22 protein-coding genes are annotated in these 26,816 nt (G+C 37.8%); 12 read left to right on the top strand and 10 right to left on the bottom strand.

All coding sequences use genetic code 11. The features are described 5' to 3' along the window. Nucleotides 1-14: 14 nt before the first annotated feature. From GNP81_RS17320 to GNP81_RS17345, 6 genes are all read left to right on the top strand, one after another. Nucleotides 15-1,286, top strand: a complete 1,272-nt coding sequence (locus GNP81_RS17320) for a mechanosensitive ion channel family protein (RefSeq protein ID WP_155674005.1) — start codon at nt 15-17, stop codon at nt 1,284-1,286. A 378-nt stretch (nt 1,287-1,664) separates the two neighbouring features. Next, nucleotides 1,665-2,702: a porin gene (locus tag GNP81_RS17325; protein WP_155672868.1), complete on the top strand. Its 1,038-nt coding sequence runs from the start codon at nt 1,665-1,667 to the stop codon at nt 2,700-2,702. A gap of 172 nt (nt 2,703-2,874) precedes the next feature. Then, nucleotides 2,875-4,131, top strand: a complete 1,257-nt coding sequence (locus tag GNP81_RS17330; protein ID WP_196587382.1) for a DEAD/DEAH box helicase — start codon at nt 2,875-2,877, stop codon at nt 4,129-4,131. Nucleotides 4,132-4,406: 275 nt separating this feature from the next. Beyond that, nucleotides 4,407-5,285, top strand: a complete 879-nt coding sequence (locus GNP81_RS17335) for a hypothetical protein (protein WP_005422407.1) — start codon at nt 4,407-4,409, stop codon at nt 5,283-5,285. 3 nt (nt 5,286-5,288) lie between these two features. After that, nucleotides 5,289-6,413: a BamA/TamA family outer membrane protein gene (locus tag GNP81_RS17340; RefSeq protein ID WP_155674003.1), complete on the top strand. Its 1,125-nt coding sequence runs from the start codon at nt 5,289-5,291 to the stop codon at nt 6,411-6,413. Nucleotides 6,414-6,423: 10 nt separating this feature from the next. Further along, nucleotides 6,424-7,476 (top strand): DUF4056 domain-containing protein, encoded by a 1,053-nt coding sequence (locus tag GNP81_RS17345; protein WP_155674002.1) that lies wholly within the window; start codon nt 6,424-6,426, stop codon nt 7,474-7,476. Between the two features lie 75 nt (nt 7,477-7,551). On the opposite strand, the gene GNP81_RS17350 is transcribed toward GNP81_RS17345, so the two are convergent. The 4 genes from GNP81_RS17350 to GNP81_RS17365 all read right to left on the bottom strand — a co-directional run bounded on the left by GNP81_RS17350 (nt 7,552) and on the right by GNP81_RS17365 (nt 12,253). After that, nucleotides 7,552-9,153 (bottom strand): BCCT family transporter, encoded by a 1,602-nt coding sequence (locus tag GNP81_RS17350; protein WP_155674001.1) that lies wholly within the window; start codon nt 9,151-9,153, stop codon nt 7,552-7,554. A 190-nt stretch (nt 9,154-9,343) separates the two neighbouring features. Beyond that, a complete protein-coding gene (locus tag GNP81_RS17355; protein ID WP_155673120.1) occupies nt 9,344-10,474 on the bottom strand; it encodes an HlyD family secretion protein in 1,131 nt (376 codons plus the stop codon). Then, nucleotides 10,474-10,854, bottom strand: a complete 381-nt coding sequence (locus GNP81_RS17360; RefSeq protein WP_005422416.1) for a DUF3302 domain-containing protein — start codon at nt 10,852-10,854, stop codon at nt 10,474-10,476. The genes GNP81_RS17355 and GNP81_RS17360 overlap by 1 nt, the downstream gene beginning before the upstream one ends. A 166-nt stretch (nt 10,855-11,020) precedes the next feature. Next, nucleotides 11,021-12,253, bottom strand: coding sequence for a GGDEF domain-containing protein (locus tag GNP81_RS17365; RefSeq protein WP_196587381.1), 1,233 nt, complete (start codon nt 12,251-12,253; stop codon nt 11,021-11,023). Between the two features lie 145 nt (nt 12,254-12,398). On the opposite strand from GNP81_RS17365, the gene GNP81_RS17375 reads away from it, so the two are divergent. Continuing rightward, on the top strand, nt 12,399-12,758 hold the full coding sequence (locus GNP81_RS17375; RefSeq protein WP_155655828.1) for a late competence development ComFB family protein: 360 nt from the start codon (nt 12,399-12,401) through the stop codon (nt 12,756-12,758). A gap of 69 nt (nt 12,759-12,827) precedes the next feature. Here GNP81_RS17375 and GNP81_RS17380 read toward each other — a convergent pair whose 3' ends face one another. Beyond that, complete coding sequence (locus GNP81_RS17380; RefSeq protein ID WP_155673122.1) at nt 12,828-14,858, bottom strand: exoribonuclease II; 2,031 nt, start codon at nt 14,856-14,858, stop codon at nt 12,828-12,830. 322 nt (nt 14,859-15,180) lie between these two features. Between GNP81_RS17380 and GNP81_RS17385 the strand changes: the two genes are divergently transcribed. Together GNP81_RS17385 and speG are read left to right on the top strand one after the other, a co-directional pair. Further along, the gene (locus GNP81_RS17385; protein WP_065597365.1) at nt 15,181-17,100 is read left to right on the top strand and encodes a DEAD/DEAH box helicase; all 1,920 of its coding nucleotides are present in this window, start codon (nt 15,181-15,183) and stop codon (nt 17,098-17,100) included. 270 nt (nt 17,101-17,370) lie between these two features. After that, entirely contained in the window at nt 17,371-17,895 is a 525-nt protein-coding gene (gene speG, locus GNP81_RS17390) for a spermidine N1-acetyltransferase (protein WP_196587380.1), read from the top strand. 98 nt (nt 17,896-17,993) lie between these two features. Here the strand turns inward: speG and focA are convergent, their stop codons facing one another. Next, nucleotides 17,994-19,457 carry a formate transporter FocA gene (gene focA / locus GNP81_RS17395; RefSeq protein WP_155674000.1) on the bottom strand — a complete coding sequence of 488 codons (1,464 nt, stop codon included), beginning with the start codon at nt 19,455-19,457 and terminating at the stop codon, nt 17,994-17,996. A 191-nt stretch (nt 19,458-19,648) separates the two neighbouring features. On the opposite strand from focA, the gene GNP81_RS17400 reads away from it, so the two are divergent. From GNP81_RS17400 to GNP81_RS17410, 3 genes are all read left to right on the top strand, one after another. Then, complete coding sequence (locus GNP81_RS17400; RefSeq protein WP_155652608.1) at nt 19,649-20,554, top strand: LysR substrate-binding domain-containing protein; 906 nt, start codon at nt 19,649-19,651, stop codon at nt 20,552-20,554. Between the two features lie 95 nt (nt 20,555-20,649). Then, the gene (locus GNP81_RS17405) at nt 20,650-21,330 is read left to right on the top strand and encodes a hypothetical protein (RefSeq protein WP_155673999.1); all 681 of its coding nucleotides are present in this window, start codon (nt 20,650-20,652) and stop codon (nt 21,328-21,330) included. Between the two features lie 181 nt (nt 21,331-21,511). Beyond that, nucleotides 21,512-23,377, top strand: a complete 1,866-nt coding sequence (locus GNP81_RS17410) for a methyl-accepting chemotaxis protein (protein WP_155673998.1) — start codon at nt 21,512-21,514, stop codon at nt 23,375-23,377. A gap of 66 nt (nt 23,378-23,443) precedes the next feature. Here the strand turns inward: GNP81_RS17410 and GNP81_RS17415 are convergent, their stop codons facing one another. From GNP81_RS17415 to GNP81_RS17430, 4 genes are read right to left on the bottom strand one after another with little or no spacing between them, the layout of a single operon-like run. Next, nucleotides 23,444-24,304 (bottom strand): amino acid ABC transporter permease, encoded by an 861-nt coding sequence (locus tag GNP81_RS17415; protein WP_155673997.1) that lies wholly within the window; start codon nt 24,302-24,304, stop codon nt 23,444-23,446. Nucleotides 24,305-24,307: 3 nt separating this feature from the next. Beyond that, nucleotides 24,308-25,117, bottom strand: a complete 810-nt coding sequence (locus tag GNP81_RS17420) for a transporter substrate-binding domain-containing protein (RefSeq protein ID WP_155673128.1) — start codon at nt 25,115-25,117, stop codon at nt 24,308-24,310. Nucleotides 25,118-25,131: 14 nt separating this feature from the next. Next, a complete protein-coding gene (locus GNP81_RS17425) occupies nt 25,132-25,926 on the bottom strand; it encodes an amino acid ABC transporter permease (protein ID WP_155673996.1) in 795 nt (264 codons plus the stop codon). 1 nt (nt 25,927) lies between these two features. Beyond that, complete coding sequence (locus tag GNP81_RS17430) at nt 25,928-26,674, bottom strand: amino acid ABC transporter ATP-binding protein (protein ID WP_336495471.1); 747 nt, start codon at nt 26,672-26,674, stop codon at nt 25,928-25,930. Between the last annotated feature and the right edge of the window lie 142 nt (nt 26,675-26,816).

Raw genomic sequence — 26,816 nt, forward strand, 5'->3', positions numbered from 1 at the left:
GTAAAGGTGATAATTTGTTAGAACATCATTTTCGTAATTATATTGCAGGTAAATTAAATGCGTTAGGTATCAATAGTGATCCTTATGGCATGGAACTGACGATCGTATTTGTTCTAGTTGTTATTGGGATTGCAGCGATAAGTCACCTTATTACTCATCATATTATTGTTCGTACCATTAAAAATGTACTTCATCGTACAAATGAGCCTTTATCTGAGAGTTTTTCTAAATATAAGGTATTAGAGAAACTCACACTTTTTGTACCCATGATGGTGTTGGATCTCTTTATTCCTCTTGCTCTTGGACATTATGAATTGCTTTCAGCTATCGCAGATAAACTGCTTAGTATTTCAATTTTAGTCATCTTTATAAGGATGGTATTTGCTTTATTAGATGCGCTTAATGATGTTGCTAATGCCAGAGGTATTACTCGACGAATGCCAATAAAGAGTTTTGTACAATTAACTAAACTGTTTACTTTTTTAGTGGGTTTGGTTGTGTCGATGTCAATTCTTGCTAATGAGTCTCCTGTAATATTCCTTAGTGGGTTAGGGGTAGCAACTGGTTTTGTCATGTTGGTGTTTAAAGATACGATTTTAGGATTTGTTGCTGGAATACAGCTTTCTGCTAACCGAATGATCACACTAAATGATTGGATAGAAATGGATGCGTATAAAGCAAATGGTACCGTTGAGGAGATTTCATTAACAACGGTTAAAGTTCGTAATTTTGATAATACAGTGAGTATGCTTCCTGCTTATGCCTTGGTGCAAAATGCGTTTATTAACTGGCAAGGCATGTCAGATTCAGGTGGCAGACGCATTAAACGAGCGGTAAATATTGATGTAAATTCAATTCGTTTTATGACCGATGATGAAATTGAATCATTAAAAGATATTCGGATCCTTAGAGAGTATCTGTTTGAGAAATCAAAAGAAATTAAAACCTTTAATGATGAGTTAGACGATATTCCACATTTGGGCAATACACGTCAGATGACCAATGTAGGTATTTTCCGTGCATATTTAGCCGCTTATTTGCGAACAAATAAAGATATTCATCCATATATGTTATTTATGGTTCGGCAGCTTGAACCAACTGCTGAAGGTCTTCCACTGCAGATTTATGCATTTACCAATAATACGGATTGGGTGTTTTATGAAGGTGTTCAAGCCGATATTTTTGATCACATATATTCAATTATGCCGTTATTTGGTTTACGTCCTTATCAAGCCTTAAGTGGGTATGATGCGTTAGCGCTTTCCTCTACAAACCTTCACAATTAATTATGAATAAATGCTAGTGACTAACTAGCATTTTATCTATTAAACCGTTTTTGGATAATGCTCGTATTCATCGTAGGCATATATTCAGCATAAATTGTTTTTAATTGGTTAATTTCCCATCGTTTACGAGCAAGAATTTTGTTCTTAAAACTAAAAAGAGGTTAAAAAAAGACTAATAAAACATTTGGAAACATTCATTATCGGTCTTTTTTATCTTTATATATCAATGTTATTTATTGTTTTTTATTTTTTATTGTGTTTTTTGTTAATGTTTGATTCTGATTGTGTTCAATGATCGTTTATCTTGTTTTTAAATTGTTACTTGAACGGTCTGGTTATGGATTAAACCATAATAGACATCATTAAATGGAAATTAGAATGAACAAAAAATTACTTGCCTTAGCTATTATCACTGCTTCTTCAAATGCAGTTGCTGTTGAATTGTATAATGAAGATGGAACAACATTTGATATTGGCGGACATGTATCTGTTGCTCTTGAAGGATCTGATGAAGGGGATACAGGTTTAACCGCTGTTTCTCCACGTATCAACTTTAATGCTACACACGATTTAGGCAATGGTTTTGTTGCCGACGCAAAAGGTGAATGGGCGCTAAATTATTTAGACGGTGGTGAAAACGCATTTACTACGCGTCTTGGCTACATTGGTGTTACTCATAATGATTTCGGTCGTATGGTTGCTGGTACACAGTGGGCTCCTTACTACAGTGTTGCTGGCGTAGCAGATATGCCGATTGCTTTTGCGAATGATTTTATTTATGAAGATCATGGCAATTTAGGTACAGGTCGTGCTGAAGAGATGTTGAGCTATGGCAAAATGTTTGAGATGGGTGATGCTGGCAAGTTAGGTTTAGCAGCAGGTTGGCAAGGTCGTAAATCTGATACAATTGACGGATCGGTTTCAGTAACGAATGATTATGGTAACCGTGGACAGGTTGCATTAAATTATCGTATTGCTGGTTTCTCTGCTAACTATGCATACAATACGGGTGATGTGAATTATGGACTTAGTAGCCAAGCGGTAACTTCTGAATCACACGTAATAAGTGGCACATATGGCACATACGGTTCAGGTTTGTATGTAGCAGGTGTTTATGCGATGAATGAAAACATGAACAGTGATGCATCACCAATAAAAACTCTAATTGAAGATAGTTCAGCATACGAAGCATTAATTGCTTATGCTCTAGATAACAGCTTAAACCTAAGCTTAAACTATGAATCAGTGGTGGATAATGACGCAAGTAAAACAGTTTATAGCACCTCTGCAATTCAAGCGGAATACAATTTCACTAAGAAGTTCGTTGGCTTTACCGGTTACCAAATTGATCTAGGTAACGATTACAATAATAAAGAAGACAATAAATGGATGTTAGGTGCACGTTATTACCTATAATCTTAGTTGATTAAATCCATTACTTTCCTAATTAATCCAGTGTATCTGCAAAGTACACTGGATTTTTCTTATGTTTAGAAAATAAATGCATAAATGATGGCGACTTACCGTAGGGTTAATATGAATGGTTTGCTACAATCAGCGCCAATTATTGTCTATGCATAGGTTCATCATGTCATTTGCGTCTCTAGGATTAACAGAACAAATCCTAACAACGGTTGCAGAATTAGGTTTTAAAGAAGCAACTCCCGTTCAGAAACAAGCTATTCCACTGGTATTACAAGGACATGATGTACTGGCTGGAGCACAAACAGGCACTGGTAAAACAGCTGCATTTGGTCTGCCATTGATCCAACGCTTGATTGAAAATCCGATTGAACGTCATGAAGAATCCAAAGTGGTGCGAAGCTTAATTCTTACGCCTACTCGTGAATTAGCACAACAAGTTTTTGATAGTTTAGTAAGTTACACTCAACATACTGAATTAAAAGTTGTAGTGGCATATGGCGGTACAAGTATTAATGTGCAAAAAGAAAACTTGCTTGGTGGGACCGATATATTAATCGCAACACCAGGACGTTTGTTAGACCATCTGCATATAAAAACCATCACATTAAATCAAGCTGAGTATTTAGTGTTAGATGAAGCTGACCGTATGTTAGATATGGGCTTTATTCCTGATATTAAAAAGATTTTGCGTAAAATGCCTGATGAACGTCAAACTTTGTTTTTCTCTGCGACTTTCAGTAAGAAAGTAAGAGAGATTGCCTATTACATGCTTAACAAACCTAAAGAAGTGCAAGTAACTCCTACTAATAGTACGGCTGATACGGTTGAGCAGATGGTTTATCCAGTAGATAAACATCGTAAGAGTGAACTATTGGCTTATTTAATTGGTTCCCGTAATTGGCAGCAAGTACTGGTCTTTACTAAAACTAAACAAGGCTCTGACGAGTTAGTAAAAGAGCTAAAAAAAGATGGGATAAAAGCCGCTTCTATTAATGGAGATAAAAGCCAGGGAGCGCGTTTGCGAGCTTTAGAAGAATTTAAAACAGGTAAAGTTCGTGCATTAATAGCAACAGATGTTGCTGCTCGTGGTTTAGATATAGAACAACTTGAATGCGTGATTAACTATGAGTTGCCATTTAAAGCAGAAGATTATGTACACCGTATAGGACGTACAGGCAGAGCAGGGCATACGGGTAAAGCTATCTCTTTAATGAGTATGGATGAAGAGTATTTATTAAAGGCGATTGAAACGTTATTGGATGCACGTTTACCACAAGAGTGGTTACAAGGATATGAACCCGATCCGAATGCGCCATTAAAAGAAGATCGTCCAAGACAGAGTCGCGGTCGTTCTTCTGATAAACGAAAAATGAAAGCAAAATTAAAAATTCATGCAAATCGTGGCAAAAATAAGCGATAAATATAAATAAAAAAGGCGCTATCGGCGCCTTTTTTGTTAGAATTAATGTTGTCTTTATGTTTTTCTTTGTTAATGGTATTGCGTTTATCTATTGTTCACTACGAAGTATTCTGTGATTTGATTCTAAAAAACGCCATTGCTTCTCATTTTTAATACAGATTCTATCTATTTGTAAATCAGTGTAAAAGAAGATTGATTATGAAAAGGTGGAGAGTATTATTCATCGAAAACTGAAGCCGCTTTTGGATTACTTTCCTTCAGTATTTGGAGTCTTTATGTCGCAAAGAGCACTTTCTGTACTTTGCTTGTTATTCTTATCTTATTCATCTTCGTTGTTTGCAGAATCCTTTACGTTACCTATTTGGAAAGATGAAGCAGAAGCTCGTGGTTATGATTTACCAGAAGCATTTGGATTAAATATTAGCTATATGAAACAAACTCAGGATATCTCTGTAGATAGCGTGGGTTTTGAAGGAACTATTCCTGCATTATTACCTTGGAATCCGCCTCACCAAATCAGTGACTTAGTGGAAATTGAACCTATTGGAAACGGCAAACAAATGAGTGAAGTTCTGACATTACGGGGTGATGTGTGGCTTTTTCCTTTTTTGAATTTGTATGGAATTGTCGGTCAATTAAAAGGGTATTCAGAAACCACGATTAATGTTAAACCGTTTGGTAAAGAAGCGGGTATAAAAATGCCATTTCGCCTAGATTTAAATGGCACACTTTATGGTGCTGGTTTTGTATTGGCTGGTGGATATAAAGATGTATTTGCATTGGCAGATGCCAGTTATACGGAAACTGAGCTTAATGTTATTGATGGCACTATCAGCTCCATTGTTATTTCTCCACGTATTGGTTATGACTTTAATCGTTTAGGTGCACCACTTCGTCTGTGGGTAGGTGCTATGTATCAAGATGTAGAACAATCATTATCAGGTAATTTAACTGATATTGGTTTAACGGGTAGTTTGGGTAGTCTTGTTGGAAAAGTCGATAATGGTCGTTTTAATGTTGAACAGCATCTAGTGACACCATGGAACCCTCTAATTGGTATGCAATATAAACTACATGATCGATTGTACTTGCTCGGTGAAGCTGGACTTGGTGATCGTAAAAGCATTTTCTTTACCGTTGATATGCGATTTTAAACAATGACACTTTTAAAAAAATCGACGGCAGTATTATTGAGCTGTTACGCATTGTCGATCTCGGCAAAAGAAGAACCACAAAGTTGGGTTGACACTTTTCTTGAAGAGTTAGGTTCATCTGAAGACATCGATGTTAGCCAAGGTGTTGATTGGGCAGTGCTACCCGGTCCTTTTGCTAACCCTGAGCAAGGTTTTGGTCTTGGTATTGCCGCTGTTGGCTTATATTCGCCATTAGAAGATAAAGACAGCGCTCCATTATCTACGGTTAGTATTACGGGTTATGGTTCGAGCTCTGGTTCCTATGGAATAGGGGTTAATAATCGCACTTATTTTGAGAATGATGAAATTCGTCTTTTAGTTCAAGCTAAAGCAAGCCATACCCCTGAATACTATTGGGGTATAGGTAAAGAGCAAGCTGAGAATGAAGGAAACAAAACCTTAGTTGAAGCTGAGATCTTTGGGTTTACTCCTAAAATAGCGTACCAGTTTTACCCTAATACCTATTTGTTAGCGGGTTTTGATCTAGAAAGCCATCGTAAACAGACTTCAGACTCGTTACTTTTAAATTCAAAAGATTTAGAAAATACCTTATTGACAGCTGCAACAATCAGTCTTGAATACGACAGTCGAGATTTTGAACTTAATGCTCATAAAGGCATGTTACTTAGTATTAATTGGAATGAGTACAGCAAGTCTTTAGGTTCCGATTATGAATTTAATAAAGCGACCTTTAACTATCGTCAATATTACAAAGTAACCAGTGATACGGTACTTGCATGGGAAGCGTACAGTGAGACTGTGCAAGGAGATGTTCCTTGGTTTGCTTTGTCTTCATTAGGCAGTGATAAACGTATGCGTGGTTATTATAACGGGCAATATCGTGACAATACGCAGGCGTCAGCTCAAATAGAAGTGCGTCATCAATTTAATCACCGTCATGGAATGGTTGCTTGGGCTGGTGGTGGTAATGTTGCAGATTCTTATCAAGGATTATTTGATAGTAAGTGGCTACCTACGTATGGAGTAGGTTACCGGTTTGCTTTCAAACCAAGAGTCAATGTAAGACTTGATTACGGTATAGGTAAAGATAGCCAAGCCGTATATTTTCAAATTAACGAAGCATTTTAAGGGCGGGAATATGAATAACAAATCTTTATTCATGATAGCGACCAGTCTTCTTTTCGGAAGCTCATTTTCAGTATATGCAGACGCCCCTGTTGGTGTGAGGCCATGTTGTGCATTTGGTACTAATTTACAAACAGAAGTTGGGGGAATTCCCGTACCATTTGTCTCTGTAGAGAATGTACTAAATGTTGATGATCTTGGTGATCATATTTATAACGATGGCAGCCAAAGTGTAGCAAGTAGCCTGATGGGCTTTGGTGATGAGAGCAATGGTATCTTTTATTCAGAGAAAGGTGGTTTTTTAGATTCAGCACACGTTCGTGATACCGCTGATTTTACTTATTATTTGTATACTGAATTTAAATCTCATTTAGGAACAGACTATTCGATTACTTTATCACCTGAATTAAAAGATCGTGTTATTCAATTAACCGAGTCAAAAAACAGTTTTACGAGTGAAGAAAAAGAAAAAATCAGTGTTGAATTAGCTGCTTTAACAGCATATCGCCTTGCTCAATGGCATGAAATAGCTCAGTGGTTTGGTATGGAATCGGTTGGTGGTTTCAAAGAATTGGCTTCAGCATTTTCTCCTGAAGATTTATATTCAAATATGCTAGGAGCGAAAATAGCGAGCTCTGTTATCGCAAAAGATCCAAGTTTATCGAAAGATGATTTCTCAAAGGCAATGACAAAAGCCATTGAAGCTAAATTTATTGAGCTTGGCGTTGTATCTAAAGAAGAATCAAAAGCTCAAATCGAAAGTATGGATGGGGTATGGTGGGATAGCGATAAGCGCTTGCCAAACAAATGGGTTGTTATTCATCGTGAATATCATTTAGGGACAGATCTTCGACCAAATGGTTTTAAAAGTGGGGTAGAAGAGAGTCTATCAACAGAGTATGAAGACTTAGCAACGTTTAAGCTGCTGCATAATAAAAATGATAATGCGTTTAATGCCTTACCTGAGGCTCTGAGAAATAAAGCTTATTGGACACCAAGTGATTTTCAAACGATAGCTGATTTTGCTAAAGCACAAGACGAAAAAGAACAAGCTAAAAATAAATAATATCACTTATTGATAATAAAAAGCCCTGATTCGATTTTTCGTATCAGGGCTTTTTTAATTATAACATTAAATAATTTATGCTTTTGCTTTATCCATATTTGGTGTCGAACCAAACTTTTCAGTGCTAAAGCCTTTAATTAGACTGACACACATCATAAGTAGAATAAACGTAAATGGTAGTGCAGTAGATACCGTACCTGCCTGCAGCGCTTGCATTGCTTCTGTACCACCAACCCACAGTAGTACCGCCGCAATCGATCCTTGAACCGTTGCCCAGAAAATACGCTGAGGAACTGGAGCATCAACTTTACCACCAGCAGTAATACTGTCGATAACTAATGAGCCAGAATCCGATGAGGTTACAAAGAACACCATAATCAGTACGATAGAAATAACCGAAAGGGCAGTGCTCATAGGAATCGCATCATACATATTAAACAGTGCCATAGTGATATCTTGTAGACCATTCTCACCTAATTCACCGACTTTATTTACGACTTGTTCAATTGCAATCCCACCAAATGCAGACATCCATAATGCCGTAGCCAACGTTGGAATGATCATTACAGATATCAAGAATTGACGAACGGTACGACCTTTAGATACACGAGCAATGAACATACCTACGAATGGGGACCATGAAATCCACCAAGCCCAATAGAATACTGTCCAACCGTGCATCCAACCTTCATCTTCACGACCATGAGGATTACTTAGTGGAATGATGTTTTCAATATACCCTGTCACAGTTAACGGTAATGCACTCATTACATCAGAGAAACCAATGAAAATAATGAAGAATAATAAAGCAACAGCCACAAGCATGTTGACGTTACTTAATAGTTTTACACCGCCATCAATCCCTCGTATTACCGAGATCATAGCAAGCATGGTAACAAAAATGATCACGCCAATTTGCATATTAACGCCACCATCGGTACCAAATACGTGATTGATTCCACCAGCTGCTTGTTGAGCTCCAAGACCAAGAGAAGTAGCAAGGCCAAATAGCGTTGCAAGTACCGTCATTATATCAATGATATGACCAAACCAACCCCATGTTCTATCACCTAAAATAGGATAGAAAACAGAGCGCATTGATAACGGTAATCCTTTGTTAAAGGTAAAGAATGCTAAAGATAGCGCGACTAAACCATATATTGCCCAAGGGTGAATACCCCAGTGGTACATCGTTCCGCCTAATGCCAGTTTTTTAGCTTCTTCGGTAAATGGTTCAACATCTAAAGGCGTACCATACCAATCAGTGAAGTAAGCAAGAGGCTCTGCAACACCATAAAACATTAAACCAATACCCATGCCAGCAGCAAACAGCATTGCCATCCATGAGATTGTAGAGTGTTCAGGTTTTGCCTTGTCGCCACCAATACGAATTTTTCCAAAAGGAGAAATGATCAGCGCTAAACAGAATATCAGGAAGATATTACTAGACCACATAAATAGGCCATCAAAATTGTTGATGATTTGCCACTTAACACCGTCGAGAAGAGATTTTGCTTCAGTTGGGTCCATAACTAGAAGCACAGTAAGAAAAAGAATAATGGAACCAGCACTAATACCAAAAACCTGGTTATGAATATCAAAACCCCATTTTTGGATATTGTCCTGTCCAACCTCGTAGTCAGTACTGTCTATACTGTACTTATCCGTAGTACTCATGCGTCCTCACATTAAAATATAATGGCTCCCATTGGAGACCATCAAACGACTGCAACATCAATGTAACAGCTTTTTTCATGAGGATAATATCAGAGTTAAGAATCCAATAACATATATAATTTTTTTATTGATATAAATAAAAACGCCTTAAAACAGTGCTTTAAGGCGTTTTGATACAGATTAAAGGTGATTAGTGGTCAAGGTATAGATAGTTTTGCCAAGACTTCATACGAATTAATACTTTACGCATAATTGATACATGCTCGAAGCTATCAGAGTAAACGGAAATCTCAGCGTTTGAACCAGCTGGAAGGTGAAATTCCGATACATCATCAGTCAGTTTCAGTTTTACTAATGCTCGACCATTTGTACGGATTGCATTTGTTCCTAAAAGGGCGCCAGATGCTTGGATTTGACCTTCACCAATTGCAGGAATAACTTCGACGACTTCTCCTTTAAACACACGTCCAGGAATCGCTCTGAAAAGAAACTCAGCTTCAAAGCCTGCCTGTAATCGTTGTAATGAGTTTTGTCTGAAAGCACCAACAAAGTATTGATCTTCTGTGTGTACAAACGTCATTACAGGACGAAGTGGAATAGGGACGGCCATCATTCCTGGGCGAAGTGCCATTTGAGTTACATATCCATCAGTTGGTGCTTTAACAACAGTTTCGTCAAGGTTAAATTGCGCTTGTTCTAACTCTGCACGCATACGAGCTACTGTGGTATTTTCACCATTTATTTCAGATTCTAGTGCCAGTTTTGCTTGTTGCTCTTGCGCTTGAACCGATTCTAATGTTGCTTCAGATGCTTTGTAGGTTTGTTTACGAGTATCAAGCTGTTGTGCGGTGAAAGCGCCTTTTTTATAACCTTTTTCATAACGTTTAAATTCACGGTAGGCTTTATCTTTATCCGCTGTTGCTTTTATTGTGTTTGATTGTGCTGATTTATAAACCGACTCTAATTGAAGAGCGGCTTGCTCGGCTTCACTTAAAGCTGCTTGTTTACGAACAACTTCAGCTTGAAAAGGAATTGGGTCAATTTTAAATAAAACATCGCCCGCAACAACAGGTTGGTTAGGCGTAACATTAACCTCTATAACTTTCCCCTTAACACTTGGGACAATTGGCGTGGTTACATAAAATTGTCCACCAAATTGAGTAAATGGGTGGTTGTAGTTCATCAATAGAACTAAAGTGCCAACTAATACAACGCCACCTAAACCTGCGGTAGGAACTGTCCATTTGTTTAGTGGAATATTAAAGATTTTAAATACCGCGATACATAAAGCGGTGTACGTCAAAATAAGCAATAAATCCATTACGCTTGCTCCTCTTGAGATGGCTTTTGAGGCGCTTGTTTAACTTGATTAACTTCTATTTGAGAGAGTTTTTCAGTTAATAGCTCTACTTGGTCATTAAGATGATTAACACGAGTTTGTAGCTCTAATTGATTGTTTTCGATTTTATGGAAGCCCCAACCACGATCTTCACGCCATAGCGTTGCCCAGATCCAAAGAAATGGCCATAAAACATGGAGTGTAAATAGACTTACCCAACCTGCGACATGAATAGCATCAGAATGTGGGTGATTACGTTTGTGAGCTATTTCATAAGGAATATCATGAATGACAATGATGCCATAGAAAATGACAAGGGCAACGAAGACCAATAAACCAAGTGCAAAATAATCTAAAAACATAAACGTATCCTTGTTTATCTTTATTGTTAACAAAAACTATATTTTTTAATAACTTGAGTTTGGCATTTGTAAGAACAATACGCAAGGTTAATAAGTTTTTAGAATAAAAAAAACCGACTGCAGTCAAATGAGTCGGTTTTTTGAGTGTTTTTAAGCAAAGGTTAAGTTATTCACTTACACAGTTACGTCCACCTTCTTTAGCTCTGTATAAAGCTTCATCGGCTGCTTTAATCACGAGCTGCGGCTTTCTTAAATCTTCGCTATCGGCAACACCAATACTGATGGTTACGTTTACGACTTTTGTTTTATTTGCTTTACCACGCTTAGCTTGTCCTTCTTTATTATCTTTAGGACGAGTAGAAGTATCACGAATAATTAGATCATAATCAGCGATGTCTTCTCGTAACTCTTCAAGGTACTCTAAGCTTTGTTTTGCCGTTTTTCCTTTAAATAAAACCGTAAATTCTTCACCACCGTAACGATACACTTTTGCGTTACCACCGGTTTGCGCCATGATACTCGCTACTAGTTTAAGTACATCATCACCAGTATCGTGCCCATAGGTATCATTGAATTTCTTGAAATGGTCAACGTCAAGCATTGCAATGGTATAGGTGCGACCAAGGTGTTTCATTTCAGATTCTAAAGCTCGTCGGCCCGGAATTCCCGTCAACTGATCAATAAACGCTAACTCATGACTTGCTGTAATGATATAGAGTAAAAGCAGCAACCCTGCAATTGAAAACATGGTGCTTGAAATATAATCAACACTAAATAATGAAAAAGTAAGTGATGAATACAGTAGACACGTATAAGACGCCAAATCCGTATTATTGCTTCGAGTTAAAACGAAAATAGCGGATAAACCACACATTACGATACTATAAAGAACAACGATAACAGGTAAAGGTGAAATTTCTGGAATATTGAGCAAATAGGTTTGCCATATTTCAGTCATGTCATTATCTGCAAAGTGTACTGTGATTATCCAACACCAGAAAAACATGAAGAGTAATATACATAAATAGCCAGCGCCAAACTTAGAGAAAATGCGACGCTCAGGGAAAATAAATGTAGCCATCATGCAGATAGGTAATAAGAAGGCGGTTAATGTAAATTCAATTCGTGTCGTACCGTATGATAATGGTACTTGCAACCTTTCTTGAATTATCCAATAAGCGATAGCCATACTTATCGCTATCATACCAATACGCCCTTGATTAAAAGGCTGACTGAGTAATAAAACAATAGATAATACAATATAGGGCAGTATATAGGAGAACCCTTTATTCTCAGATGAGAGTTGGATTATACCATCCATTCCAGTAATCACAGATACAACTATGATAATAGGCAGCAATAATTTGAATAAAGGATGGCTGAGAAGGTTAAAAGACATTATTTTTTTAACTAATCCTATAAAACTAAAAAAAGAAAGAGTGTGTCACTGAACTGATAAGACAATTTGTTATTCTATCAATAACGTGACTCTATTCATATGCTTACGATACACTTAATGCATTAAACAACAACAAGGTGCCTCTATGGAATCAAACATTCATAATTATATGGAAGTACTCGTCAATAAACGATTTTTTGCATTGGAATTCCACCAGATTTATACGCTTGATCAAATCACAGATATGAAGTGTATTGCTTTAAATCAGCTTCCTACACTTTATATTCGTTATAGCTTGGATATGTTAGCGGCAACATCACAGAAAAAATTAATGCAATATAACGAAATGGTTGCAGCTGCGGTTGAAAATGCAGAAAAAATGATCGCGAATGATAGAAGAGAAAGAAAAGATGATTTTGAAGATATCGTTGTTTATCGACCAAAAGATCGTTTTCAACTGGAAGATGAAGAGGAGTCATTTTCAGGAAAATTGAATTTAGATTAGTATTTAGCTATAAAAAGAAAACCCATACCGAGAAGTATGGGTTTTGTTTTGTACGAAAATAAAGATTACTTATGCGTTCGCATTTGTTGCTTTATCTTCACTTTCAACAACAGGTGCTTCCACTGGTTCAGGCGCAGGAAAAGCCTGGAGTGGTTTAGCAACCATATTACGAGTGTCTTCTTTTACTTCAGCTAATACGACAGGAAGTTGATCGCCAAGTTTAAACGTTTCATGTTTATCAATAGAGATAATACCTTGGTCAGCATTACATTCGATACGTTCTTTATTATCAACGATTAATGAACCAGGAATAAATGCTGCTGCGCCGTTTTCAATTAAACGTACACGCATACCTGCACGGTTGATATCAAAGATTTCCGCTGTGAACTTAGTTTCTTTTTCAACTTCTGATACTAATGTTCGACAGTATAACCAATCACTTACATTTCGTTCTGCCATACGATGGAAGCGGCGGCTAAGTGCTAGCTCTTCTCCAACGATATCATCAGGGCGTTGAACTGGCTCTTTTCCTAAAATGTGGGCTTTAAGCATACGATGGTTGATCATATCGCTGTATTTACGGATTGGAGAAGTCCATGTTGCGTAAATGTCTAGGCCCATTGCGTAATGAGGAAGTGGTTCGTTACCTGTTTCGCTGTAGGTTTGGAATTTACGAATACGCGCATCTAAATAAGACGTTGGTTGCTTTCCTAATAGACGACGTAATTCACTGAAGCCTTCAAGAGTCGCAATTTGTTCTTCTGTAAATTCTACGCCTTCCAATTGATTAACAATTTCAATAACGTCTTTTAATTTGTCAGATTTAATGCCGGCATGAGAGTTAAATACGCCCATATTAAATGCGGCACGTAATGTTTTACCCGCACAAATGTTTGCCGTTACCATTGCTTCTTCAACAAGTTTGTTCGCGGTACGGCGCATATCTGCGTGGATAGCAATAACATCGTTGTCTTCGCTTAATTCAAATCGATAATCAGGACGATCTGGGAAAATAACCGCGTGAGTTTCTCTCCAAGTCGTACGTACTTGAGCAAATTCATACAGCTCAGTAACGACTTGTGCGATAGTGTCATTTGGTTGCCATTTATCACAAGAGCCTGTTTCTAAGAAATCTGAAACATGATCATAAGCTAAACGAGCGTGTGATTTGATCGTTGCCGCAAAGAAGTTGATGCTTTCTTCTTGGATATTGCCTTCAGCGTCAACCATTACCGTGCAGCAAAGCGCTGGGCGTTCTTGGCCTTCAATTAAAGAACATAACTCATCACTTAAGTCACGAGGTAACATAGGAATATTACGACCCGGTAGGTAGATCGTATAACCACGTTCACGCGCCACTTTATCCATACTGTCATCTGGTGTGATGTAAGCTGTAGGATCTGCAATAGCGATGGTTAGTTCAAATGAACCATTTTCAAGCTTTTTGATATATAACGCATCATCCATATCTTTGGTTGATTCGCCATCAATAGTCACGAATGGTGTTGCTGTCATATCAACACGAACTAGATCGGCATCGTCTTTGATTTCCCAATGCTCAATACCTTCAGGCTCAGAGTTAGGTAAATCGTTTTGAGCTAGAGTTACCCACCAAGGTGCAATCTTGTCATTGCTGTCAGTGATTTTATGGGTAATATCACATTGAAAGCCTTGATCCCCTTTTAATGGGTGTTGAGTTAATTCTGCAACCACCCAGTCACCTTCTTTTAGTGTCTCTGGATTTACGCCTTTGCGAGTTTTTGCCTTAATAGCATTTTTTAAACTAGGGTGATCAGGCATCACTTGTAGACGTTTTTTAAACATCTGAATACGACCAATGAATCGTGTAATTGATTGTTCGATTAATTGATCAGGTTCTGCCTGCTCTTTTTCATTCTCTGTACGAATAAGAGCCACTACTTTGTCACCATGCATAACTTTTTTCATTTGTGCTGGTGGGATAAAGATGCTTTTTTTCTTATCATCTGATTCTAAGAAGCCAAAGCCACGTTCAGTTGCTTTAATTGTGCCTTCTTTTTTTGGGAGTTTTTCTTGTATTTGCTGCTTCAATTGCGCAAGTAGTGGGTTATCTTGAAACATGAGCCTTCATTATAATAGAGAAATAACGAAGTAATTTTACTATTGCACCTAATTGATTACTAGAAAACTTGGACGAAATGTACAAAAAAGAACATTTAAAGTACAAAAAACTACCAAATCTAAGAAAATGAAGCTAAATTTGTGAACTCGCTCAATTTTTTCTGGTAATTCTTGCCGTATTAGGGCATTATGCGCGCCCTGAGTTAATCCACTTTCTATAATTGAGTGGAATTAACCTGTCCTGTCCCGAGAGCTTGTGTGTGTGTATGGAACTTGCTGAGCAAATGGGACCTTTTTTATATGATTAATTATTGGGATCCCAATGTCAGAATCTATTACTGAATTTCGCCAACTGGCTTTAGACGAATCAATCTTATCTGCACTTGATGATATGGGCTTTGTAGCTCCAACTCCTATTCAAGCAGCTTCGATTCCTCTACTTCTAGAAGGCCGTGATGCTCTTGGTAAAGCGCAAACAGGTACTGGTAAAACAGCTGCATTCTCTTTACCACTATTAAACAAAATCAATCTTAAGCAACATAACCCACAAGCAATCATCATGGCTCCAACGCGTGAACTTGCTATTCAGGTTGCTGCTGAAGTTAAAAACCTTGGTCGTAACATCAAGGGTCTTAAAGTTTTAGAGATCTACGGTGGTGCATCTATCGTTGATCAAATGCGTGCTCTAAGCCGCGGTGCTCATATCATCGTTGGTACTCCTGGCCGTGTTAAAGATTTATTAAACCGTGACCGTCTAAACCTAGGCGAAGTTCATACGTTCATCCTAGATGAAGCGGATGAAATGCTTAAAATGGGCTTTGTTGACGATGTAACTTGGATTCTTGAAAAAGCACCAGATACAGCTCAACGTATTCTATTCTCTGCAACTATGCCTCCAATGGTTAAAACAATTGTTGACCGTTACCTACGTGATCCTGCTCGCGTTGACGTTGCTGGTACTAACCACACTGTTGATAAAGTAGAGCAAAACTTCTGGGTTGTTAAAGGCGTAGAAAAAGACGAAGCAATGTCTCGTCTACTTGAAACTGAAGAAACTGATGCATCAATCGTATTCGTTCGTACTCGTCAAGATACTGAGCGTCTAGCTGATTGGTTATCTGCTCGTGGCTTTAAAGCGGCGGCACTGCACGGTGATATCCCTCAGTCTCAACGTGAACGTACTGTTGATAACATTAAAAACGGCGTTATTGATATTTTAGTTGCTACTGACGTAGTTGCTCGTGGTCTTGATGTTCCACGTATAACTCACGTATTCAACTACGATATCCCATTTGATGTTGAGTCTTACATCCACCGTATCGGTCGTACAGGTCGTGCTGGACGTAAAGGTAAAGCGATCCTTCTTGTTCGCACAAACCAAATGCGTATGCTTCGTACAATTGAGCGTGTAACTAAGTCAACTATGGAAGAAATTCAACTTCCACATCGTGACCAAGTTGCTGAATCTCGTCTAGCTGCATTAGCTGCTGAGCTTCAAGCTGATAAAGAATTCGTTGCTCTTGATGCGTTTACTGATTTAATCAATAAACTTCAAGAAACACTAGAAATTGATGCAACTACTATTGCTGCTATGCTTCTTAAGCGTCAACAAGGTAAGCGTCCTTTATTCTACAAAGGTCCAGACCCAATGATCGCAGCTATGGAACGCGCTAAGAACCGTCGTTCTGATCGTGGCGAACGTGGAGAGCGTGGTGAACGCGGCGGTCGTGGTGATCGTCCTGAGCGTGGTGAACGTCGTCAATACAATAACGATGACTTCGATACGTACCAATTAGAAGTTGGTCGTGAGCAAGGCGTACAAGTTAAAGACATCGTAGGTGCTTTAGCTAATGAACTTGGTTTCACTAAAGGTTCTATTGGTGCAATCAAACTTGCTCCTGGTCACACATATGTACAACTTCCTAAGAAAATGTCTGCAGATGTTGCTGGCAAACTTAAGAAACTACGTATTCGTCAAAACGAAACAAAAGCGGTTGTTGTTGAAGGTGTTGACCTAACAATCGAACGTCGTCCACGTACTGGTGGTGGCCGTGATGAAAACCGTGGCGGTAACAGCCGTGGTGGTTACCGTGGTAATCGTGAAGGCGGAAACCGTGAAGGTGGCCGTGGTGGCGAGCGTCGTTTTGATCGCAACAAAGGTGGTGATCACCGTGGTAGTCACCGTGGCGAGCGTGCACCAGGCGGTCGTGGCCGTGGTCGCAGCGAGCGTAGCGAAGGTTAATTAATCCTTAGCAAAGAATTAAAATAAAAACCGAGCTCATGTAGCTCGGTTTTTTTATGTCTGCATAAAAAGTAATAAAGGTAATAGAAGTGTGCCGTTACTGTCTTAACTACGTGATTAGAGTAGGCAAATAGGCGATAATGATTTAATTATTTATAATTGAAATAGTTGTTTCTGTTTTTCATAAATAGTGATATTTTCTGAAAAATCAGCAGTGTTTACGATATTGACTGCTGTGAATACTCTTTTTATTCATAAATGGAAAATAACATGGATAATGAAATCCGATTACGTGCTCTTGAGCAAACCGATCTTCGTTTTATTCACCAACTGAACAACAATAGATCAATCATGTCATACTGGTTTGAAGAACCATATGAATCGTATTACGAACTAGAAGATTTATTTCGTAAACATATTCATGATAGTAATGAGCGTCGTTTTATTGCTGAAAATGCACAACAGCAATCAATTGGTTTAGTAGAATTAGTTGAAATTAACTCCATTCACCGTAATGCTGAATTTCAAATTATCATCGCACCAGATTTTCAAGGTTGTGGTTATGCGCGTGGATTAATCAATAAAGCATTAAATTACGCATTTACTATTTTGAATTTGCATAAAGTTTATTTGCACGTTGCGGTAAATAATGAAAAAGCGATTCATTTATACGAAAAATGTGGATTTGTTGAAGAAGGGCATTTGATTAAAGAGATTTTCGTGAATGGAGAATACAGTGACATTAAACGTATGTATATTCTTCAAGATACGTATTTAAAGAATCGTAACAATTAATAGAAAATAGAAAATAGAAAATAGAAAATAGAAAATAGAAAAAAGGGCTTCTAATATAAGAAGCCCTACTTATTTGCCAACCGTACGTTGTTATTTTATTAAGCTACGATAGCATCAACTTCTTCAGTTTTTACCGCTTCCATACGCTCACCGTAGATAGAGCGTAGTTGACTAACAACATCTTCACGAGTAACAACACCAACTAATTGATTGTTCTCAATTACAGGTAAGATACGTGGTTTAGAAACACGCATGTCACGAGCGCGGTCATTAATTGATAGTGTGCTGTAGCTAGTCGCAATGCCCATATCTGTTGTTGGGTATAGCTTCGGCTTGTCAATCGCATAGAACTCAGCCAGTTGTAACAATGTATCTTTAGGAGAGATGCTTGTGATATCTGTTTTCATTAAATCAGCTACGGTGCGGCCTTTCTCTGGTAAATAGTCTTCACACCACAATTCAACTAACACATCGTGCTCAGAGAAGAAACCAACTACTTCGCTATGATTGTTTACAACGATTGCACCTGAAAGATGGCGGTCTAATAGGTTATCCAGTGCAACTTCTACAGGCATTTCTGGTTGAAGAACGTAAGTGTTAACATCCATAAATTGATTTACTGTTTTGTTCGCGTTCATTTTGATCATTTCCTTAGAGTCTGAATCTGTAAATAGTGGTGTAATTTGTGATGTTTCTACTGCTTTTAATTGAGGGCGAGTGAAGATTGACCAATAAGCCAAACCAACAAGACCAGCACCACCAACGATATTTCCTAACGTTACAGGGATTAAGTTCGCTGTAATAAAATTAACGATATTTAAGTCTGCGTATTGTTCAGGTGTTGCACCTACCGCAAGCCAAAACTCAGGTGGAGCAAGCTGTTGAATCGCAATACCTAAAGGAACCATGAACATGTTTGCAACACAGTGCTCAAAACCACTACTAACAAACATTGCAACAGGTAAAATAACCATTACTGCTTTAGTGAGCATGTTGGTTGAACAGAAAGTTAACCACACAGCTAAACACACTAATAAATTACATAAAATACCCAGAGCAAATGCTTCTAATGGTTGGTGATGCAATTTATGTTGAGCGATATTTAGTGCGTTCAAGCCCCATTGACCACCGTCGTTTTGGTACATACCAGCTGAAACCACAAGAGCGAGTAATAAACCAGCACCAATAAAGTTACCGATATACACTTTTCCCCAGATGCCTAACATTTTGCCAAAACTGATTTGTCTATTTGCTACAGCGATTGCCGATAAAACCGAGCTTGTAAATAATTCACCGCCACCGATAACAACTAGGATCAAACCTAAACTAAAAGCTAAGCCACCAGCAAAACGACTGATACCCCAACCAGTTTCTGTATTGCCTGTCGTTACCGTTGTATAGAAAATGAATGCTATCCCGATAAAGACACCAGCCATAATGGCTAAGCCAATTACCATGCTTGTTGGCTTCTTCGATTTAGCCAGTGCGTAATAAGCCGCTTGTTCCATCATTTCGCTGGGATTAAATTGTCCAGTTGTATTTGGACTGAGATTAGAACTCATTTGTCCTCCTTAAGTATTGGTTATAAAAATGCTTAAGGAATATGAGCTAGCTCGTCTTGCTTAAGCCCAGTTAGATTATGAGTAAAATTGCTTGGGGTAAAATTGATTGTTTTTAGGTTCTATATCAGTTTTCCTTATGAAACTAAAATGGTATGATTTACACAAAATAAGTTCTTATAAAAGAGATGGTTATGCGTTATTCATTAAAACAGTTGGCAGTTTTTGATGCAGTAGCGACAACAGGAAGTGTCAGTCAAGCGGCTGAATTATTGTCGTTGACTCAATCAGCAACCAGTATGTCGTTGTCGCAGTTAGAAAAAATGTTGGGGCGTTCATTATTTGAGCGTCACGGAAAACGAATGGCGCTCACTCATTGGGGTGTATGGCTTCGGCCGAAAGCTAAAAAGCTGATCCACGATGCTCAACAAATCGAATTAGGCTTTTATGATCAGCATTTGATCAGTGGTGAAATATCGTTAGGTGCAAGCCAAACAGCGGCAGAACACTTAGTTCCAAATCTTATCAGTAATATTGATAATGATTTCCCAGAAATTCGAATATCTTTAGGTGTAAAAAATACCACGGGTATTATCGAAGGGGTGTTAGATTACAAATATGAACTAGGGATTATCGAAGGGCGTTGTGATGATAGCCGAATCCACCAAGAAGTTTTTTGTACTGACCATTTGATTATTGTTGCCGCTGCTCACCATCCCTTTGCTAAGCATGAAAAAGTCAGCTTAGCCCAATTAGAGCAAGCAAAATGGGTATTGCGTGAACATGGTGCAGGAACTCGAACTATTTTTGATAGCGCCATTCATGGAAAAATCCCTGATTTAGATGTATGGCGTGAGTACGAATACGTTCCAGTATTACGAACATTAGTAGCAAATGGACAATATTTAAGCTGTTTACCTTATTTAGATGTAGTGAAATACATTGAACGCGGTGAATTAGTCGCATTAAATGTACCTGAACTTAATATGGAAAGAACACTCTCATTTATTTGGCGCTCATCAATGGATCAAAACCCGATTAGCGATTGCATAAGAAGAGAGGGTATAAGAATGATTAAGAATCATAACGTTATACGATAAGTGATAAGAAAAATTAACTTCTTAGTTTGTTTGATATTTGTTATTCTCATTAAATAACCGTTATTTATTATATTTATTCTTAGGGATAGAAAAATATGCCAGCCTTATCAGTTTTATTGATGGATAGTTTCAACTACTTCAAAAAGCATTTTATTGCCTTTTGTATGCTTGTCCTTCCATTCGCGCTTATCACTAATGGGATAGCGTTAAGCTTTAATGAGAACGATGGTCCGGGTAAGTTTTTAGTATATATGCTATTTATTTTGACTATCTATCCTTTTTATAAAGGAGCTATTCTCTATTACATCGCTTATTCATTTGATGGTAGAAGAGTTCCATTTAGTCAGTTGTATCAAATACCAGCCAAAACATGGTTTTCGTTTGTATTGATGAACATGATTTTGGGATTAGCGATATTAATGGGGTTCATGGCGCTTATTTTGCCTGGTTTGTATTTGATGGCACGTTTCTCATTTACAGAGATCTATTGTGTTCTTTATAAAGAAAATACAAATGATGCGATTAAATTGGGTTGGCATGATACAAAAGACAATTACTGGGTTTTATTTAAAGGCCTAGTGATTATTTTTGGTTTTACTACAGGCTTGATGTGGGCATTAGAATATGGACTTGGTTTGATTGGTTTACAGTCGCCAGTATTGTCTTTCATTTTTTCCATTTCTGAAGTGGTTTTATCAATGATGAATACGATTTTCATTTTTAGAGTGTTTACAGTAAATACGGCTAAACTTGAAGAAATCCAAGCTATTGAATAATTAATATTTTTATCATTATTTATTATAAAAACGGTCAACTTTATAAGGTTGACCGTTTTTTTATGTAAAATTATTAATGAGACAGCTGTTGCAAAAATGTTGCATTGTATTGGTTTGTACGAATTTTAGATGACATGATGTTTCGAAATGTAAATTTAAATATCGGATTTAGGATGTTTCTATGAAGTTTCGACACAAAATTATTTTAGCTTTTTCTATTGTTATGACAGTGACTTTGGCTCTATTAAGTACTGTTCAATACCTTAATATGAAAAAAGAAGTAGAGCATGAAGTTCAATCAAGCATCCGTGAGATTGTTGATGGCGTACGAACAACAGTGAATTCAGAACTAGCGGGAAAAACATTATTAGCCGAATACGTAACAGAAATTGCTGAAAGAGATTTGAATTCAAAAACGCTTGAGACAATCTTAAGCCAGCCTCAAGTTAAAAAGGCGTTTGTACTTGCAGGTATCGGTTTTGAAGATGGGCATGATTTTGTTAGTAATGATCCAACGTGGGATCCACAAGGGTATGATGCAAGAACGCGTGGTTGGTATCAATCTGCAAAACAAGAAAATGGCACAATAATTACTGAGCCTTACGAGGATGCTCTTACTGGAGAAATTCTGATTTCAATTGCAACGGCAGTGAAGTCAAATAATCAGTTTATTGGGTCAATTTTTTTCGATCTGAGTTTAGGCAGTTTAGCCGAGCTAGTGAATCAAGTAGAATTATTTGATGCTGGATATTTATTTATTGTTGATGAGGTTGGAACCGTTATCGCTCACCCTGATAGTCAATATAATGGCCAATCAATGGCGTCATTCCTACCAAATATTCAATTAAACTCAAACTTACAAGCAATAGAGATTAATGGGGCTATACATGATGTCTCATTCACCTCAATTGATGGATACCCTTGGTCGATTGGTGTAGTTCTTAATGAGGCTAAAGTTTTTAAACAAATCAATGAATTAAAAAATGATTCATTAATATATTCACTCGTTGCGGTTATTGTATCAATTATTCTAATGCTGATGTTCATTACTCGTCTTATCCGTCCGGTTCAAACATTAAATTCTGCAATTCAGAACGTAGCATCAGGAGAAGCGGATTTAACACAGCGACTTGATACCAAAATTGATCCTGAATTCGCTCCTCTAGCGGAAGGCTTTAATCAGTTTATTATTAATCTTCAAACCCAAGTAACAGAAACAAAAGCGTTAAGCCATCAATTAAATCAAGGTGCTCAGAAGATTCTAGTAGGTGCAAATGACTCCGAAACGGCAATGAATACGCAGATGATGGAGCTAGAACAACTTGCAACGGCCATGAATGAAATGGCAGCTACGTCGGTTGATGTGGCTGGAAATGTACAAAGCGCCGCTGAATATGCGAAAAAAGCGGACAGTGCAACAGAGAATGGTATGGCGGTTGTAAACCAAACATCGGAAGAAATTACTGATCTATCAACAAATATTAATCAAGCAGTCGAAGAAGTTGGAAAACTAGAAAAAGCGACAGACAGTATTGGCACGATTTTACGTGTTATTAATGATATTGCAGAGCAAACAAACTTACTTGCTCTTAATGCGGCAATAGAATCAGCAAGAGCAGGGGAGGCTGGGCGTGGGTTTGCTGTTGTTGCTGATGAGGTAAGAACCCTTGCCAAGCGCACACAGGAATCGACAACAGAAATCGCGACCATGATTGAACAGTTGCAATCGGGTGCTGCAAGTGTTTCTTCTTCCATGTTAAGTAGTCAGCAAAGAGCGGATTCTACCGTTGATAAAGCAAAACAAACTGCTGAAGCGTTAAGTCAAATAAGAGAAACGATTCAACAAATTAACGATATGAATATCCATATAGCTTCTGCAGCTGAAGAGCAAAGCCATGTTGCTGAAGAAATAAATGGAAAGACCGTGAATATTAAGGATTTGTCAGTTTTGGTTCATGAAGCGGCACAAGGTGCTGCAATTGCTATTAACGAACAGGTGAGTGTCGTTGAAAGCCAAGAAAAGATAATGAATAAGTTTACAGTGTAACTGACATATAACTATCAATTTTATTGATACAAAAGCTCAAGAGTATTCTTGAGCTTTTTTACTTCTTTACTTACGTTCCCAATAATTAAAGAGTTGGGAAAGCATAAAACAAAGAATGAAATAACAGAAAGCGACAACAATCCAAATTTCGAAAATCATACCGCTTGAGTTTGCCATTTCAGTGCCAACAAACGTCAATTCTTGTATTGAAATTAAAGAGATAATAGAAGAGTCTTTAACTAAAGAGATGCATTGACCAGCTAACGGTGGAATGATCACTTTAAATACTTGTGGAGCGATAATGTATCGATATCGATGCCAAGTTGATAATCCCAGTGTTTTTGCTGCTTCATGTTGGCCTTTAGGTATTGCATCCAAACCTGAGCGTACGACTTCACCAATATAAGCGGCAGAGATCATACCAATACACAATACTCCAGCCGTTAAGTTTTCCCACAGATTAGCAGAACCAAAAAGGAACTGTTGAAGCAAATTAATATCACCAGAGTGCTCACGTAATAAGTTTTCAAGACCTAATAAAGGAACCAGTTGGTTAGCGATAAAAAAGTAAAATATAAAAATAAAGACCAAAGGTGGAATGTTTCGGATCAGTTGAATATAGCTATTTGATAACGCTCTAATCACAGTAAGATTTGAGCGACGTCCTAAGCCCAGTAAGACACCGAAACAAATGGCAAAGAGCATCCCCCAAAACGTTAAACGTAATGTTGAAAACAAACCATCAAAAAAGTAAGGGAGAGAACCATCCGCTTTTGAAGTAAATAAAAGCTGAATGGCTTTAGACCACTGCCAATGATAGGCCAAGGTGCCACTATCTTTGGTTAATAACCAAGTAACAAAGCCTATGATAATGATCAGTAATCCCCAATCTAATCGATTGAGCCGAAAGGATGCTCTTTGATACATGTTCTATTTCGCTGTTTGTGATTGCCAATCTAGGCTTGTAAACCAATAGTCGTAACGCTCTTTTAGCCAACCATCATTGGTACGTGCTTTGATCCACTCATCAAAATACGCTTTTTTATCTTCTTCGCCTAACCGAACAGCAAAGGCTTCATTGCCTTGTGATAAACGCTCTTTAAATGGTAGGTAAAGAATATCAGCGTGTTTGAGCGAGTCAAACTCAGGTTTAGGTGTTGATGCTGCTACTGCGTGAGCATTACCATTTAATACTTCTTGAAAGGCTTGTGCTTCGTCATCAAATTGTAGAACTTTTGCTTTTGGAAAATGCTCTTTGATAGCTGCGACGGTAATTGACCCACGGCGTGCTGCAAATTTTACGCGTCTGGAGTTGAAGTCTTCACGAGTAAAGCCATCGGTTAACTCTTTATTAGCAGCAACCTGTACACCTGAGTGTGAATATGGAACAGTGAAAAGAACACTTTTTGAACGTTCATCGGTTATCGTTAATCCACCAATAATGACGTCAAATTTACCAGAAATAAGAGAGGGAATAATGCCATCCCAAGCTGTAGGTATAAACTCAACTTTTAAACCAGAGTCTTCAGCAAGACGTTTTGCTACATCCACTTCAAAACCAATTAACTCACCTTGTTGATTTCTCATCGCCCATGGAACAAAGGTACTTAAGCCTACTTTTAATGTGCCACGCTCTTGAATCTTGTCTAAATTTGGTGTGTTGTCGGTTGTCGTTGCGGAAAATGCTGAACTACTAAATAGTAAACTTAATCCAAAAAACGAAAGTAATAGGTGCTTCATGCGAGTTGTTCTCCTTAATGTGCGTTATGCATTCTGTATTCTAGCCATGCTGATAAAGCAGAAAGGCTTAATGTAATGATTAAATAGATAGCAGCAACTGTAAACCAAATTTCAAATGGCATTGCCGTATCCGATACAATATTTCTTCCCTCAGTTGTAAGGTCAAAAATAGCCATTACACTGACTATAGAAGAGTTTTTAACTAAGGAAACTAATTCGTTGGTTAGTGAGGGTAAGGTTTTTCTAATTACTTGAGGTAAAACAACATATCGATAGCTGTTGAATTGAGAAAGTCCTAATGTCTTACACGCTTCAAATTGTCCTTTGGGTAGGTTGATTAAGCCCGAACGTAAGATTTCGGCCGTATATGCTCCTTGAAACAAAGCTAAGGCTAATACGGCAGTAGTGAAGCGATCTAAGCCTAAAAAAGGACCAAAAACGAAATACAATAAATAGATTTGAACCAATAATGGGGTATTACGGATCAGCTCAATGTATAGCGTTGATATTGTTTTTCCCACAATAGAATTTGATAAGCGTAATAATGCGGTTATCAGAGCAATAGTAAGTGTTGCAATCGCACTGATGGCGGATATTTTTAAAGTAACCAACAAACCTTCAATTAATTCTGCTGGAAACCATTCACCATCTTCATAAAAGAAAATGAAATCAGGAACTCGATCCCATTGCCATTGATAGTTCATGGCTTGAGCACCACTGTCCAAAACCCACAAAAGACCTAAGCTAAGTAATAAGATCTGAAGAGTTGCAGAGAGAACTGGTGCAAAAATACGAGTAAAGTAATTCATCTTAATAGCTTAATATTTGGTTTAAAAAGCGTTGAGTTCGGGCGTGTTGTGGGGATTCAAAAAACTGGAGAGGCTCTGCAATCTCAACAATTTCGCCTTCATCCATAAAAACGACTCTATCCGCTACCTTTTTGGCGAATCCCATTTCATGAGTAACACAAACCATTGTGATGCCTTCTTTAGCCAAATCCGACATTACATCAAGAACTTCACTGATCATTTCAGGATCAAGTGCTGAAGTCGGCTCATCAAATAAGAGAATTTTAGGTTCCATACAGAGTGAACGAGCAATAGCGACACGTTGTTGTTGGCCACCAGAAAGTTGTGATGGATACTTATCAGCTTGCTCAGCGATATTTACTCGTTTTAAATACGTCAATGCTCGCTCTTTTGCTTGAGCCTTAGAAAGCTTTAACGTTTTGATAGGGGATAGGGTTAAATTTTCTAACACGGTTAAATGCGGGAAAAGATTAAAATGTTGAAATACCATACCAATCTTTCCTTTATCAAGGTGCTTTGGTGATAAAACCTCATCAAAAAGAGAAAGTTGACCATTCTGGATGGACTCTAATGCATTAATGCAGCGAATAAGCGTAGATTTTCCTGATCCAGAAGGACCACAAATAACGACTTTTTCACCTTCTTGAATGGTTAAGTTGATATCTTTTAGCGCGTGAAATTGGTCGTAAAATTTATCAACAGCTTCAAAAGTAATGACATTTGCTCTCTTTGTATTTTTTATCGTCACAATTAGTCCTTTCAGTTACTAGCCAAAGTTACTGTAACATATTCATTAAACTAAAGAAGTGATTCTTGTTTCTTTGATTGTTTATTGCGCAAAAAATAAGGTTATGTGTGGTTCATGTCAAAAGAGGTATGAGTAGTAAGTT

It is taken from the genome of Aliivibrio fischeri (assembly GCF_009727955.1).
GTDB lineage: Bacteria > Pseudomonadota > Gammaproteobacteria > Enterobacterales > Vibrionaceae > Aliivibrio > Aliivibrio fischeri_A.